Source organism: Microbacterium sp. 67-17, from assembly GCF_001898325.1.
Taxonomy (GTDB): domain Bacteria; phylum Actinomycetota; class Actinomycetes; order Actinomycetales; family Microbacteriaceae; genus Microbacterium; species Microbacterium schleiferi.
The window spans coordinates 1-14503 of sequence record NZ_MKTR01000008.1 but is presented as its reverse complement, the minus strand read 5'-3'; the positions used below and the strand labels follow the sequence as shown (position 1 = coordinate 14503).

14 protein-coding genes are annotated in these 14503 nt (G+C 66.8%); 7 read left to right on the top strand and 7 right to left on the bottom strand.

What is annotated here, in order from left to right; translation table 11 throughout:
* The first annotated feature begins 188 nt into the window (after window positions 1-188).
* The 4 genes from BGO47_RS03720 to BGO47_RS03705 are packed head-to-tail and all read left to right on the top strand — an operon-like array spanning window position 189 to window position 4063.
* A complete protein-coding gene (locus BGO47_RS03720; protein ID WP_292708710.1) occupies window positions 189-602 on the top strand; it encodes a DUF2809 domain-containing protein in 414 nt (137 codons plus the stop codon).
* 46 nt (window positions 603-648) lie between these two features.
* Entirely contained in the window at window positions 649-2418 is a 1770-nt protein-coding gene (locus BGO47_RS03715; RefSeq protein WP_292708708.1) for a hypothetical protein, read from the top strand.
* A 57-nt stretch (window positions 2419-2475) separates the two neighbouring features.
* Window positions 2476-3402 (top strand): EamA family transporter, encoded by a 927-nt coding sequence (locus BGO47_RS03710; RefSeq protein WP_292708706.1) that lies wholly within the window; start codon window positions 2476-2478, stop codon window positions 3400-3402.
* Complete coding sequence (locus BGO47_RS03705) at window positions 3383-4063, top strand: GntR family transcriptional regulator (protein ID WP_292708704.1); 681 nt, start codon at window positions 3383-3385, stop codon at window positions 4061-4063. Before BGO47_RS03710 ends, BGO47_RS03705 begins: the two co-directional genes overlap by 20 nt.
* A 167-nt stretch (window positions 4064-4230) precedes the next feature.
* Here the strand turns inward: BGO47_RS03705 and BGO47_RS03700 are convergent, their stop codons facing one another.
* The 6 genes from BGO47_RS03700 to ykgO all read right to left on the bottom strand — a co-directional run bounded on the left by BGO47_RS03700 (window position 4231) and on the right by ykgO (window position 8153).
* A complete protein-coding gene (locus BGO47_RS03700; protein ID WP_292708702.1) occupies window positions 4231-4542 on the bottom strand; it encodes a hypothetical protein in 312 nt (103 codons plus the stop codon).
* Window positions 4542-5099, bottom strand: a complete 558-nt coding sequence (locus BGO47_RS03695; protein WP_292708700.1) for an alpha/beta fold hydrolase — start codon at window positions 5097-5099, stop codon at window positions 4542-4544. The genes BGO47_RS03700 and BGO47_RS03695 overlap by 1 nt, the downstream gene beginning before the upstream one ends.
* Window positions 5100-5198: 99 nt before the next feature.
* On the bottom strand, window positions 5199-5930 hold the full coding sequence (locus tag BGO47_RS03690; RefSeq protein ID WP_292708698.1) for a glutamine amidotransferase: 732 nt from the start codon (window positions 5928-5930) through the stop codon (window positions 5199-5201).
* Window positions 5927-6910 (bottom strand): bile acid:sodium symporter, encoded by a 984-nt coding sequence (locus BGO47_RS03685; RefSeq protein ID WP_292708696.1) that lies wholly within the window; start codon window positions 6908-6910, stop codon window positions 5927-5929. The genes BGO47_RS03690 and BGO47_RS03685 overlap by 4 nt, the downstream gene beginning before the upstream one ends.
* A complete protein-coding gene (locus tag BGO47_RS03680; protein WP_292708694.1) occupies window positions 6904-8022 on the bottom strand; it encodes an NAD(P)/FAD-dependent oxidoreductase in 1119 nt (372 codons plus the stop codon). Before BGO47_RS03680 ends, BGO47_RS03685 begins: the two co-directional genes overlap by 7 nt.
* Before the next feature lie 8 nt (window positions 8023-8030).
* Complete coding sequence (ykgO, locus tag BGO47_RS03675; RefSeq protein WP_023951906.1) at window positions 8031-8153, bottom strand: type B 50S ribosomal protein L36; 123 nt, start codon at window positions 8151-8153, stop codon at window positions 8031-8033.
* A gap of 48 nt (window positions 8154-8201) precedes the next feature.
* On the opposite strand from ykgO, the gene BGO47_RS03670 reads away from it, so the two are divergent.
* Complete coding sequence (locus tag BGO47_RS03670) at window positions 8202-9281, top strand: GTP-binding protein (RefSeq protein ID WP_292708688.1); 1080 nt, start codon at window positions 8202-8204, stop codon at window positions 9279-9281.
* A gap of 129 nt (window positions 9282-9410) precedes the next feature.
* On the top strand, window positions 9411-11885 hold the full coding sequence (locus BGO47_RS03665; RefSeq protein ID WP_292708712.1) for a glycogen/starch/alpha-glucan phosphorylase: 2475 nt from the start codon (window positions 9411-9413) through the stop codon (window positions 11883-11885).
* Window positions 11886-11905: 20 nt separating this feature from the next.
* On the opposite strand, the gene BGO47_RS03660 is transcribed toward BGO47_RS03665, so the two are convergent.
* On the bottom strand, window positions 11906-12979 hold the full coding sequence (locus BGO47_RS03660) for a winged helix DNA-binding domain-containing protein (protein WP_292708686.1): 1074 nt from the start codon (window positions 12977-12979) through the stop codon (window positions 11906-11908).
* A 137-nt stretch (window positions 12980-13116) separates the two neighbouring features.
* Here BGO47_RS03660 and BGO47_RS03655 point away from each other — a divergent pair, with 137 nt between their 5' ends.
* The gene (locus tag BGO47_RS03655; RefSeq protein ID WP_292708684.1) at window positions 13117-14439 is read left to right on the top strand and encodes an HNH endonuclease signature motif containing protein; all 1323 of its coding nucleotides are present in this window, start codon (window positions 13117-13119) and stop codon (window positions 14437-14439) included.
* The last annotated feature ends 64 nt before the right edge of the window (window positions 14440-14503 follow it).

Here is a 14503-nt window from a genome sequence, read left to right as displayed (position 1 = left end):
TCCCCGAGATCACCGCCGCCTAAACTAACGACAGCTGATCATCGCAACGAAGCGAAAGACCACCACTCAAACGGACGCGGCCCTCAGCAGCCCACTCGGCGCTACCGGTCATACTCCGACAGTACGCCTCCCGCGACTCGGGGTACGGGTGACGATCACGGTGTCAGGCGTCGCCCGACGGTAGGGGCATGACCGATGTCACGCGCCGCAGCCGCACCCGCACTCGGCGCGTCGTGGGATTCGCGGTACTGCTCATGGTGATCGCAGCGGGACTGTGCGTTCACCTCTTCCTGCCCGACACGGCAGCCACCGACATTGCCGGGGACGCGCTCTACGCGGTTGCCGTGTATGCCTTCCTTATCGCGATCATGCCCGGGCGACATCCGCTCCTCGTCGGTGCTGTCACGCTCGCCTGGTGTGTCGGCATCGAGTTGTTACAGCTCACCGGCGTCCCCCTGGCGGCGGGCAACGCGTTCCCTCCGGCGATGCTCGTCCTCGGCACCGTCTTCGACCCGCGGGATCTCGTCGTTTACGCGGCTGCAACCCTCGTGCTGACAGCCGCGGATACTGCTCTTTCACGGGGTAGGGCCAAAGGCACCTGACGCGTTTCGCCCGCGGCGGGATACGGTTGTCTGAATCTGGGGCAAGGTGATCGAGGTGTGGGAGCGTCTGCGGGTGACGGGAGTCGCCGAGATCTGGTGGCGCGCCGTCACCGACGGCTCCTTCTACAACCGATGGAGCGCGTTCCTCTCGTTCGTGCTCGCTGCCATCGTGGGTGTGCCGACGGTCAACAGTGCGTCGGTGACGGGATACCTGCAGGCCATGGTGGTCGGTGTGCTTGGGTGGATCGTGCTGGCGATTCTCGTCCTGCCGGCGGCGGTCGCAGAGCGCCGTTGGCGCTCACGACCTGCCCGCGGGGCTGCCGTCCTGACGACGCTGCTGGTGATCTGCATCATCCGAACACCGCTGAACGACCTGCTATCGCGGTGGCTGTGGGACGTCGCTACGGCTGGCGTCTTCCTCCCGCGTGTGGTCACGAACATCGTTGCCGGGATTGCGCTGTTCTCGCTCGTCAGTATCACGCTCTCGGAATACGCCCGCCGGCGAGCGATCAACGCGCGCCTCGAACGAGCGCTGGCGCCGATGCGTGCCAGCCTCGAGAGGGCGCGCGCTCAGGCCGACGAGGTTGGCGAGGTGCTCGCCGCGACGGTGCGCAGACTCCAGGCATCCCGCAACGTGCTGCTGGCTCGCCCCGTCGACTTCGACAGCGTGCGCGCCTACGCCGAAGAGGTGCGGCGCGAGAGTCACCTGCTCGAGGCGCGCGCTGATGCAACGGATGCCTCTGCTCCGGTGCCTGGTCCGGTGGCGGCATCCGCCCTGCGGCCCCGCAGGATCTCGGAGCGGCTGGCGAACCCGCCGCTCCTGATGGTTGCGGCGATCTATGCGGTGGCAACTCTTCCGTTCTCGATCATGCAGGGCGGCCCGAGCGTCGGGATTCTCGGGGTAATGGGTCTGTTGGCAATCGACCTGGCCGCGGGCTACGTCGGCCGCTGGTTACTTCCCCGGCCCGGCGCGCGCTGGCGGCCCCTGCTGTTCCTGCTCCTCTGGGTACTGGCGGGCTGTGCTGTCGCCGTGCTGTCGGTGACGCTGTTGCCCGACATCGGCCTGGTGGCATACGTCGGCATCGTTGCCGTCCCGGGTCTTGCCATCTCGGTGTCAGTCTGTACTGACGCCTTGCGCGAGGCGCGTTTGGCTGCGGCAATGTCGCAGGACCTGCTCGCGGGTGCGGCGCGAGACGTGGCACGCGAGAGCGCTCGGGCATCGGATCCATTGCGCCATGCGGTCGGCATCCTGCATGGCGGGGTGCAAGGTCAGTGCGTCATCCTTGCCGCGCAGGCCGATGAGCGACAGCCCACCGTGGGTGAGGTTGCCCAATTCCGTGCGCGAACGGATGCCGCCTTCTATCGAGTGCAGGGGCCGGTCAACGAGCGAGACGTCGAGCGCGGATCGCTGCACGGTCCCCTCGGTTCCCTCGGTCGCGTCATCTCCGCGTGGCGAGCGGTCCTCGACATCTCCTACACGGTCTCGGCCACTGCCGCTACGGCGCTGGGTGATCAGGAGACCGATGAGCTGGCCGCCGAGGCGGTCACCGAAGCCTTCGTCAACGCGGTCAAGCACTCGGGAGCGCGGGAGGCCACCGTTTCGCTTGCCGTTCCGAGCGATGATCGCCTGGTTGTGACGGTCGCATCGCCGGGAACCCTTCCGTCTGCCGAGCGACGAGCATCCGGGATCGGAACCCGCCGACCGAACACGCGAATCCTGCAGTCAGGGGCCGATGTCGTCTTTGAAGCCGTCTTGCCCGTGGTTTCCGATCCGGACGCGCCGTCGTCGGCGGTAGCCTGCGCTGCCAGCTTCTAGGTGCAGCCGGCGACCCGCTAGCCCCTGAGCGGGGGGACATTGTGTAACAATGTTCCGGTGTCCGGAGTGATCGCTGTGTTGCTTGCCGCGCTGTGTTTCGCGACGACGGGAACGGCGCAGGCGCTCGCCGATGTCGATGCATCGCCGCTCTCGGTCGGCGCCGCCCGCATTCTCATCGGTGGGGGGATTCTCGGTGCGATCGCGCTGGCTGCCCGCCCACGGATGCCGCGCACAGCGCCCTCGGCGGTTGCTGTCGCCCGCCGCGTACCGGCGTGGGTCATCGTGGCGGTCGGGGCGGCGGGCGTCCTTGCTTATCAGCCGACCTTCTTTGCCGGTACCCGCCTCAACGGGGTGGCCGTCGGTACGGTCATCGCCTTGGGGTCCGCTCCGATCGTGACGGGAATTTTCGACGCACTCATTCGTCGACGGATGCCGAGCGCGCGGTGGGGTGTTGCCACGGCCATTGCGCTGGTCGGTGTCGTTCTCGTGTCAGGGCTGGTGGGCGGAGCTGGAGCCGCGACTGTGGGACCGCTCGGAATCCTTGCCTCGCTTGCCGCGGGAGCTTCGTACGCTCTCTATGCGCTGGCGAGCAAACTTCTGATGGACCGCGGGTGGGGCTTCCAGGCAGCGATGGGCACCGTCTTCGGAGTGGCGGCGATCGTCAGCCTGCCGCTTCTTCTGGTGAGCTCGCCCGCGTGGTTGCTCACACCCGCGGGTCTCACGCTCGCGCTGTGGCTCGGTGTCGTGACCACGGCGGTCGCGTACCTGCTGTTCGGATGGGGCCTGCGGCGCCTCGCCCCGACAACGGTCGCCACGCTCACCCTCGCGGAGCCGCTCGGTGCGACACTGCTCGGCGTGTGGGTGCTTCACGAGCAGCTCACCGCAGCGTCGGCGATCGGGCTTGTCGTGCTCGCCGCGGGACTTGTGGTGCTCTCCCTGCCAGGCGCACGGAAGGAGAAGACGGATGTCTCCGCGCCGGCGTGAGAGCGAGCCGGGGCCGACCCAGGCTGCCGCCCTTGCCGAGGCGCTGCGCGCCAGCATCCTGTCGGGTGACCTGGACCTCGATGCACCGCTGCGAGAGGAGAACGTGGCAGAGCGGTACGGTGCGTCCCGCCATACGGTGCGCGCCGCGCTGCAGACGCTCGCGGCTGAACGTCTCGTGACGATCGAGCCCTATCGCGGAGCGCGCGTCGCAAACCTCGACAACGATGCGGTCGAAGCGCTCCAAGAGTTGCGCGGCGCGCTCGAGGCAGAAGCGGTGCGGCAGGTCAGCGCCAAGCACGGTGCGTCATGGCCGAATGCGGTCACTCGTCCCGTGGCTGAGGCCATCGACCGGCTCGCGCTGGCCGAGGCAGCCGGCGACTGGCTGGCTACGACCCGCGCCCATGCCGAGGTGCACCGGCTGATCGTCGAGGCAGCCGACAGTCCGCGGATCGCGCAGGCGCATCGCCAGCTCGAGTCCGAGATCCTTCTGTTGCTCACCCACGTCAAACCCGACTATCCGGCCGGTTCGCTCGCCCGAGAACACACCGCGTATCTCGATGAGGTGCAGCACGCCGGAGGAGAGGCGGTGCGGGCGCATCTGGCGCACTCGGCCGACCTCATCCGTGCCGCACGCTACCAGGCAGGCGCCGACCAGCCGTAGGGAAGTACCGTCGCGGGGTAGTCGAGGGGTAGTGCGGCGGCTATCGCGTCTTTGCCCGCGTCGGCTTCGAGCCCCCGCATCCGACGTCGTGCCGCACCGTGGTGCGGATAGTTTCCGTGGGTCCACACCCACCCGTCGGACGTCTCGAAGAACCCGGATGCCGGGGCCTAGGCATCCGGGTTCTCGCCGTTCCAGGTGAAGACCTGCTCGCTGCGGTAGGCCGAAGTCACGCGCGGTCCGTCGAGAACGATGGGGCTGAGGCTCGCCGAGTCGGCTTCGCGGCCAGCGCTGCGCGCGTACGCAAGGCAGGCGGCGGCAACCGATGCGGCACAGACCGCCGCGGTGGCGAACTGGGCGACGGGGAGCGGTGATGGCAACGTCACGGGACCCGCTGGAGGTCGCAGCGCGGCGACCAGTTCGGTGCGGCCGGTCGCCGCCGAGACAAGCTCTGCCGTGAGCTGGTCGAACGATGCGGTCATCAACGGCTGCCCTCGAGGTCACGGAAGAAGCCTCGAAGGAGGTCGAGTCCCTCGGGCCACGGACCGTGGCCGCTCAGGACGTTTATGTGTCCGGCGTCGCCGATATCGATCTGATGCGCACCCCATCTGCGGCAGATGTCGGGGGAGCGGTCGGTCGGGCAGTAGGGGTCGGAGGTACTGGTCACGGCGATCGCGGGGATGGGAAGGGGACCGAGGGACGCGGTGGCGGCCCGGAAGCTCAGCGCCTCGGTCGGGAACGACGGCGCATCCGGATCGGGCGGAGCGACGAGAAAGACACCGCGCACGCGTTCGGGAGAGTGCGCCGCGAAAGCCACCGCGCTGAGGCATCCGAGACTGTGGGCGACGAGAACCGCCGGTCCGCCGGCTGCGTGCATTGCTCTGCCGACGGCGCTGTCCCAGTCGTCGAAGTCCGGTTGGTCCCAGGATGCCGGAGCGCTGCGCACCCACGCCGGATACTGCTCCTGCCAGATCGACTGCCAGTGGCCGGCTGATGAACCGCCGAGCCCCGGGACCACGACGATCGAAGCATCCTGCATCGCTCTCCTCTTTCGTGATGGTTGGCGCCCATCCAACCGATCAGGTGACCCGGTGCGTAGAGCCAATGTGCGCTCGCTGGCCCGTTGACCCGCTACCTGTCAGCGGGCGTAGCGCTCGACGAACGTGCGCAGCATGCGGCTCGGATGCAGCACCTCGCGCTCCCGGACGGCGGCAAGCGGAATCTGCACCTCGGTCGGTGCGAAGTACCCGTAATCGGTGTACGCGTGGATGCGTGACGTGATGCCGTTGACGTCGAGCTCGGGATGGAACTGCGTCGCGTAGATGTTCTCGCGCACCCGAAACATCTGCACCGGGCACGAGGCGGATGACGCCAATAGCGTTGCCGAGGCGGGGAGCGAACGCATCGCTTCCTTGTGCCCCACGAACGCATCGAAACGGGGTGGGATGCCGGCCAGCAGGGGGTCGGATCTTCCGGCATCCGTCAGCGAAACCTCGACCACTCCGACCGGCTCGCCGTAGGTACGGTCGATGACGGCACCCTGGTGAGCCCCGACCGTGCCGACGCCGTAGCAGGCTCCAAGAAACGGGAAGTCCCGTGCGACGACCTGGTCGAGGAGCGCATCGAACTCTGCCTCCACGCGCCGCTGCACGGCTGACTTCTGCTCGATCGGATCCGACGCGTTGAACGGCCCGCCGCCGACGAAGATCCCCGACAGATCATCGAGATCCAGCTCCGGCATCGGGCCGGCCTCCAGTCGCACGCGCTGGAGCTCGGACTCGGCGAGGCCGGTGTAGCGCAAGAAAAGCTCGTACTCTTCATCGGCCGGACCGTCCTCGGCGCGGGTCGCCAGCAGGATGAACGGCTTCATCCGCTCAGCATAGGCGCCGAAGCGCGCCGTGCCAGGCGGCGGCGCATCACATGAGTGAGTGCGGTCAGGTGGGGGAACTCGATCAGCATCCCGAGAACGATCGCCGCGGCCACCACCGGCTGGTCGGGAAGCGCGACAGTGGTCAGCGCCAGCATGAGAGGTGCATTGCGCGCTGAGGTGGTCATGGTCAGCAGTGCGCGCTCGCGATGGCTCAACCGCCACAGCGCCGATGCTGCCTCGCCGATCCCGAACGTGATCATGAAGAACACGAAGACGACGAGCAGAACCCACGCGAACGAACCAATGTCGCTCACGATCGTCTCGACGTTGCCGGCGAACAGTGCGAAGATCACTGCCGCGATCAGGAACGGTACCGCGCGGTCGGCAGCCGAGTAGAGCGCCGATCGCGCCCCGACAGGAAGTGCGAACCTGGTGAGCAGGCGCACGGCTAGCGCGATGCCCGCGGGGAGTGCAAACCAGGTGAGAAGGGTCGCTGTGGCGGAGTCGAAGACGAGCGCCGCGCTCTGGCCCGTAAAGATCGAGAGCCACACCGGGTAGAGCAACAGCTGCAGCGTCATCTGCACCGGAATCAGCGCGGCGCCAACGGTGGTGTCGCCGCCAGCCATCCGCGTGAACCCCAGGAACCAGTCGGTGCAGGGAGCCAGGAGATAGAGCAGCACTCCCAGGCGGAGCGCATCGCTGGGGAGGAGGGCGGTCAACGGCCAGGCGATCAGGGGGATCACGAGGAAGTTGATGCCGATGGCCAGGGCAACCAGGCGCGGTGCCCGTCGCAATGCTGACAGGCCGTCCAAGCGAAGTGTGAAGAAGAGGATGCCGACGAGGAGCACGATAAGGGGGTCTGCGAAGGACCCAACGGTTGAGCCTGCTGTCGGCGCGAGAGCGCCCAGAAGGCTCCCCGCGAGGATGGCCGCAGCGAAGAGCGCCGTCGCGCTCCCGGGGCGGGAAAGCGGGCTCAGCACGCGCATTCCACGCCGCAGCACGAGAGATCATCGGTGAGCATGCCGGCTGCGCGGTACGCCTCCAGCGCTGAGGTGTCCTTGTCGGCGCGTTCTCCGATCACCCGGGCTATGTGTGCGAAGCGTTGCCGGAACTTGTAGACGAAGCAGAACTTCAGGCCACCGTGCCGGATGGCGGGGCCTGACAGGAACAGCCCCGGGGTGATCGTCGATTGATCGTCGTTGTCGAGAGCGGGCCAGCCGTCGGGGCGTGTCTCGAAGAGTGCTACGACCGGACCGAGCCCGGGGCCGAATCCCGTTGCCGAGATCGGAGGGGAGTCCGATGTCACTTTGGCGCCGTTGTCGAGGCTCACGACCCAGGAGTCGCCACTGCGCTTGACTGCGGTCGCGTGGCTTGCAACCAGGGTCAGTCGGCTGCTCGCGCGCGCGTGCTCCAGCCGTCGCCGTGAGCGTGGTGCGAGGCGGAACGAGGGATCCGAGCCGGTGCCGGCGTCCCACGGGGTGCTCCCGTCGACGACCGTGACGTGGGTACCGCGCTCGACATGATGGCAGGTGATGTCGATGCCCGACTCATAGCCGCCGATGACGACGAGGTGACCTGTTCGCGGTGGCCAACTCGCCGGATCCATGGAGTGGTCGGTCAGCGAGTTCCCTGACAGTCGCGGGCGTCTCGGATCTGCGAACTCACCACCTGCCCAGACGAGTGCGCGAGTCTCGACGTCGCCCCGTGTCGTCTGGAGGGCGAAGCCGCCATCCGTCGTGCTCACGTGCGTGACCTCTGCGTCATCCATGACGGGAACGCGAAAATGCGCGCAGACGCTCCGCAGGTACTTCGCGTACTCCCGTCCGGTCGGGTAGTCCACCCCGAGCGAGAACGCCGGAGAGGTCTCGGGATGGACGGCGTTGAGGTCAGTCGCGCCGAAGCCGTTTCCGGTGAACGACGGAGTCAGGAATGTCTGGGCCTCCGGCCAATCCAGAAACGTCTGCCCGATCTGTCCGCGCTCGAGCACGCCGAAGGTGAGGTCGGGGATAGAGGCCAGCGCGAGCGCGGTGCCAATGCCGGCCGGGCCAGCGCCGACGACGAGGGCGTCAAGTGCGGGTCGTGTCGATGTCACCAGCGTGTTCAGCCCTGGCGTCCCTTGAACCGAGGGTTGAGCTTGTTGATGACGTAGACCCGCCCGCGGCGACGAACGACCTGGGCTCCCGGCTGGTTCTTGAGCGACTTGATCGATGCGCGAACTTTCATTCCTGCCTCCTATTGAGAATGGTTATCATCTCAATATAGGCGTTGACGATGTCGACGCGGAATCAGGCGCGAGAGAAGTGGGTGAGCCGAGTGGAGCAGGTTGATGTCGTCGCGGTTGTGGGGAGTTGCGCCTCCGAGCGCGCGGTCTTTTCCATGCAGTTGGCGGCTGCGACGCATCGGATGCTGGTCCCCGCAGCACGCCTGGCCGTGTCGCCCGATCCGGTCGACGAGGCTCTCTCGATCGCTCCGTGGGTGAATGCGCCGGCGGGAGCGCTGATGGAGTTCCCGACAAGCGCGAGCATGACCGACCTGATCGGGAGCCTCGCGGACGAATCGGCGCCGACAGCACTGGTGGGCGTCGTCTGCGTTGTCGATGCGTCACACCTGATCGAGGATCTGTGGCGAGACACCTACCTCTCGCGGATCGTTGGTGTCGAGGCCGGCGTCGCGATGACGGACGATGTTGCTGAAGCCCTCGTGACGGCGACTCAGATCGAGTTCGCCTCCCATCTCGTCCTGGTCAACTGGTCAACGCTTCAGACGCACGAACTCTCCACGGTCATGGCCGTTCTCAGTCACCTCGCGCCGCGCGCACGGTTGCGCCTTCAGCGACGCATCATGGAGCCGTGGACCGACCGTGTGGCGTTTACGCGCGGTCAGGATTCGCCGGGATGGATCGGCGTGATCAATGGTCACTTCGATCCGCACATGACCGATCCGCGCGTCAGTGCGTTCCGCTACGAGAACGTGCGCCCGTTGCATCCCGGGCGGCTCGAGGTTCTGCTTAATGAGCGAATCGAACCTGGCGAGTTTGGACGTGTCCTCCGGTCGTCCGGATTCTGCCGCTTTGCGACGCGCCCATACCGGGCCGCTCGCTGGGAGCATGTCGGGCGAATGATCTCGTTCCCGCCCATGCCTGATCAGGATGCCGCAGACCCCGAAGACGAGACGCTTGCATTCGGTCAGGAGCTCGCGATCATCGGCCTCGACCTGGATCGCGACCGCCTCGTCGAAGCCCTCGACAGTGTTGCGCTCACCGATGACGAGCTGGTTGCGGGACCGCAGGTGTGGTCGAGCTTTCGCGATCCCTTCCCCGCCTGGCCGGCGATAGCCGACCGGGCGGAGTGAGACGCGTGCTGGTGCGCGATTCGTGACGACTGTGTAAACCTCGCATGGCGATTCGCGACCGAGGATGATTCACCCCGCCGGACTCGATATCGTCGTGAGGTGCCCGACACACAGAACTCCGACGCGACCCTGCGTCCCACGCACCCCCTCGCCCTTGCTCCCGTCATCGCACCGCCCGCGTCGGTAGACGGATTCGTCAAGCAGTTCCTCGCGAACCTGAACTTCGATCAGGGCGTCTCGCTGTCGGCATCCGATGCCAACGACCAGTACCTGGCGCTCGCCGATACGGTCCGCGACTATCTCATGGCTCGTTGGCTGGAAGATCAGGCCCGGCAGCGCGAGCAGCAGGCGAAGACCGTCTGCTACCTCTCGGCGGAGTATCTGCTCGGCAAGCAGCTCGACAACAATCTGCTCGCCGCGCGCCTGGGTGAGATCGCCACGGAGGCGCTCGCGCAGTGCGGTATCTCGATGGACGACATGCGCGAGGTCGAGGTCGAACCGGGCTTGGGTAATGGTGGGCTCGGGCGCCTCGCTGCCTGCTTCATCGATTCGCTGGCCACGATGAGCGTGCCGACGATCGGATACGGCATCCGCTACGAGTACGGCATCTTCCGGCAGACCTTCGTCAACGGCGAACAGGTCGAGCAGCCGGATGCCTGGCTGCGCATGGGTTCGCCGTGGGAGTTCCCGCACCCCGAGGCGGCGCAGACGATCTCGTTCGGCGGTCGCACCGAGACTTACGACGACAACGGCGTTACCCGCACCCGGTGGATTCCGGACTGGAACGTGCTCGCGGTGCCGTACAACATGATGGTTCCCGGCTACCACAACGGTCGGGTCAACACGCTACGGCTGTGGCGCGCAGTTGCCACCAACGCCTTCGACCTGCGCATCTTCAACTCCGGTGATTACGAAGAGTCGGTGCGCGCCCAGACCTTCGCCGAGAACATCTCCAAGGTGCTCTACCCCGAGGACTCCACACCCCAGGGCAAGGAGCTTCGCCTGCAGCAGCAGTACTTCTTCGTCGCGGCATCCATCAACGATTTCCTCGACAACGTGCTGCTCGAGGGATTCGACCTGAACAACCTGCCCGACCGCGTGATCTTCCAGCTCAACGACACGCACCCGGTCATCGCCGTGCCCGAACTCATGCGCGTGCTGGTGGATGAGCGCGGCATGGAGTGGGAGGACGCGTGGGCGATCACGCAGAAGTGCTTCGCTTACACCTGCCACACGCTGCTGCCCGAGGCCCTCGAAGTGTGGTCGGTTGACCTGCTGGGGAGGCTGCTGCCGCGACACCTCGAGATCATCTACCGCATCAACGACGAGTTCCTCGAAGAGGTGCGGGAGCGGTTCGGTGACGACATGATGCGCATTCGCAACATGTCGATCATCGGTGAGCACCCGTATCGCTCCGTGCGAATGGCCTACCTGGCGACCGTCGCGGGAGCGAAGGTCAACGGTGTCGCGGAGCTTCACTCGCAGCTGCTTCGCGACAAGGTGCTGCACGAGTTCGCCGAGATGTACCCCGACAAGTTCACGAACGTCACCAACGGCGTCACGCCGCGGCGGTTCATCCGACTCGCGAACCCGTCGCTCGCGAGCCTCATCACCGAAGCGCTCGGTGCCGGCTGGACCGTCGACCTCGAGAGACTGCGCGGGCTCGAGGCGCTCGCCGAAGACCCCGAGTTCCGTGAGCGGTTCGCTGCAGTCAAGGCAGCCAACAAGCGGCGCCTGAGCGACGTGCTGCAGCGCCGAGACGGCGTCACCATCGACGACACGCATCTGCTGGATGTCATGGTCAAGCGCCTCCACGAATACAAGCGCCAGACCCTCAAGGTGCTGCACATCGTCACCGAGTACGAGCGCATCATCTCGGGCACGGTCGGGGCCGCCGACATCCAGCCGCGCACCTTTATCTTCGGGGCGAAGGCTGCTCCGGGGTACGCGATGGCCAAGCGCATCATCCACCTCATCAACTCGGTCGCGTCGGTCGTGAACAACGACCCGCGCGTCGAGGGGCGCCTGAAGGTCGTCTTCCCGCCGAACTACAACGTCACGCTCGCCGAGAGCATCATCCCGGCCGCCGATCTGTCGGAGCAGATCTCGCTCGCCGGCAAGGAGGCTTCCGGTACGGGGAACATGAAGCTCGCCCTCAACGGTGCTCTCACGATCGGCACTGACGACGGCGCCAACGTCGAGATCCGCCAGCTCGTCGGCGACGACAACTTCTTCCTGTTCGGCATGACCGAGCCCGAGGTCGAGGCGCTGTGGGCGAAGGGCTACAAGCCGGCCGACTTCTACCAGGCCGACCCGCAGCTGCGGGCCGCCATGGACCTCATCGCCTCCGGCGCATTCTCGGGTGGCGACCGCACCGTCTTCGAACCGGTCGTCTCAAACCTCCTGTATGACGACCGCTTCATGGTGCTCGCCGACTACGCCTCATACATCGAGGCGCAGTCCCGCGTCGACCTGGCATATGCGGACCAGGATGCCTGGACCCGATCGGCGATCCTCAATATCGCCCGCTGCGGGTTCTTCTCATCCGACCGCTCGATGCGCGACTACCTCGACCGCATCTGGCACGCCCGCCCGTTGCTCTAAGGTTCGCGGCCAGCGTCGCGTCAGTCGTGTGGCCAGGCGCTCAGCGCATCGTCGATCAGGGTGACCGTGCGTTTGGACACCGGCTCGAGGAGTTCGGCCACCGGCGTCCGGTTCTTTGCTCCCCGGGGCGCTGAGAAGCGCCAGGTGCCGACCACGGCGGCGTCGACGAGGACTGCCGGGCGGAAGACGCCGTTCTTGCCGGGGACAAGAGCGTCGAACATCGCGTCCGAGGCCACGAGCGACCTGTCGGCATAGCCGAGGATCCACTCGTCGAACGCGGGAACGAGTGTCACCGTCTCAACAGAGTCGGGCCAGCGCGAGCCTGATGACGCCGATGTCTCAGCGCCCAGATACACGGGCTTCTCACCGAGCTGTGCCAGCTCGATTCCGTCGACGGATGCCGCAGCGGCGCGCAGGCCCGTCTTGGGGAGCTTCGTCCACCAGGCCAGGTCGTCGAGGGTGACCGGTCCCCGCGCCGCGACATACCCTGCGACAATACGGCTGAGTGCGGCATCCGTGTCGGTGTCACGCTGGGTCGCCGTGAGGGTGAGGTACTGCTCAGATCCGTCAGGAGTGAACGCGCCCCAGTGCGCCAGTCCGCTGATGCACAGGTGGACGAGGAGGTGGTATCCGCGCCCGCCGTCGGTCGAGATCCCGGCATCCTCCCAGGTCGCCAGGATGTCGGCGCGCCGCAGGGGAGCGGTCTCGAGCGCCGCGACGGCGACGTCGTGCGCACGATCGATCGTGGCGTCATCCAGCTCGAGTTGCTCGCGGCGGCGCGCCATCGACTGCAGCGTTCTGGTGCCGGTCAGGGCGAGGAGTGACGCCAGGTGCTCGGGGGTCGTCGCGAACAGCGTGCCGCGCATGGGCCAGGACCGCACCAGCGCCCCGCTGTCGAACGCGGCGCGCACATCATCGACGGTCGTTCCCGGGGCCGACCGAAGGGCGATCGCACGCAGGACTGCCGGAAGATCTTGGCCTTGGAGCGCGACCGCTCGATCCACCACCTCCCGTGGGGAGAGGGGCGAGCCGCCGAGCAGCTGGGCGCCGTGGCGTAGCCCGCGCGCCTGGTCGGGGGAGAGGGACGCCGTCATGTCGATCACCGTAGTACGAGCTACCCCCACGCAGCCGAGGTGGGCGGTGGTGCTGGATGACTGTTGGCTTCGCACGCCGGACTCGGTGCAGCTTGACGGGCGTTTGAATGTCGGACCCCCCTCGTAGTGTCGGGGGTATGGATGAGGTCGGCATGGACGGGTCGGGTCAGTGGCCCGAGGGTCCGGATGCTGACGTGTTCCTGTATGAGAGCGATGTGCGTGAGTGGGATGCGGAGATTGCCGGGTGGGTGCCGCCGCGTCCGGACGCTGTCGCACTTGTCCTGGAGGCGTCTGATTTGGAGGCGGTGTTCGCGGCGCAACGGTTCGCCAGGGTCGATGACCTGCGCCTGGAAGCCTTGGATGATGTGTCACGGTATGGGGGTGGGTCGCGGGAGCTGGTGATGCGCTCCCTCCGGTTGGAGCTTGCCGCGGCTCTGCGGATCACGGAGAACGCGGCGGGGATGATGCTCGCCCGCGCCGAATCCCTCGTCCACTCCTACCCGACGGTTCTGGAGTCGTTGTCTCGTTCGGGCGTGACGGTGCGTCATGCGGAGATCCTCGTCGATGACCTCGACGTCCTTGACCGGGAGGTTGCGGCACGGTTGGTGGGGCGGGCGTTGGGGTTGGCGCAGTCTCTGCCGGTGGGGTCGTTCCGGCGGGCGCTTCGCCGTCTGATTGAGCGGGAGACCGCCCCCACGTTGACGGAACGGCATGAGGTGGCGGTGCGGGGGCGTCGGATCATGGTGGAGCCGGCGGGGGATTCGATGTCGTGGGTGCACGCCCTGGTCCCGTCGGTGGAAGCCCACGCGATCTTCGGGCGTGTCACCCAGAAGGCTGTGGTGATCCGTGACCACGACCGCGGTTCGACCCGGGGCGGGGAGTCGGACGGTTCAGTGGAGCGGAGTCTGGATGAGATTCGGGCTGACGTGTTCTGCGACCTCCTCATCGACGGGACCGTTCCCCAGCACCCGAAGCAGGCGCGGGGTATCCAAGCGACCGTGGTCGTCACCGTCCCCGCCCTTGCCCTTCTCGGTGTCGAGGGTGTGACCGATCCTGCGGAGGTGGAGGGGGTCGGTCCGATCCCGATCGACACCGCCCGGGAGCTGGCCAGTGGCGCGTCGGGGTGGATGAGGGTGCTGACCCACCCCGAAACCGGCGCCGTCATCAGCGTCGGGCGCACGAGGTATCGGCCACCGCCGGAGCTCGCGAAGCTGGTGAAGTGGCGGGCTGACCGGTGCATGGGCCCGGGATGCTCGAAACCTGCCTCGCAGTGTCAGATCGATCATTCGGTCGCGTGGGAACACGGCGGTGAAACGAGTGTGACGAACACCGCCCCGCTGTGCCAGGGCCACCACACGGTGAGACACCACGGCGGGTGGGTGATCACGCATCTTGATGACGGGTCGCTGGAGTGGGGCTTGTCAAGTCTTCTGTGTAAGCGGGTTGGTGTTGGTGGTTAGAGGTAGGGGGTGATGCGGTCGGGGTAGGCGAGTGCGAGTTGTTCGAGGGCTTGTTTCCAGTTCG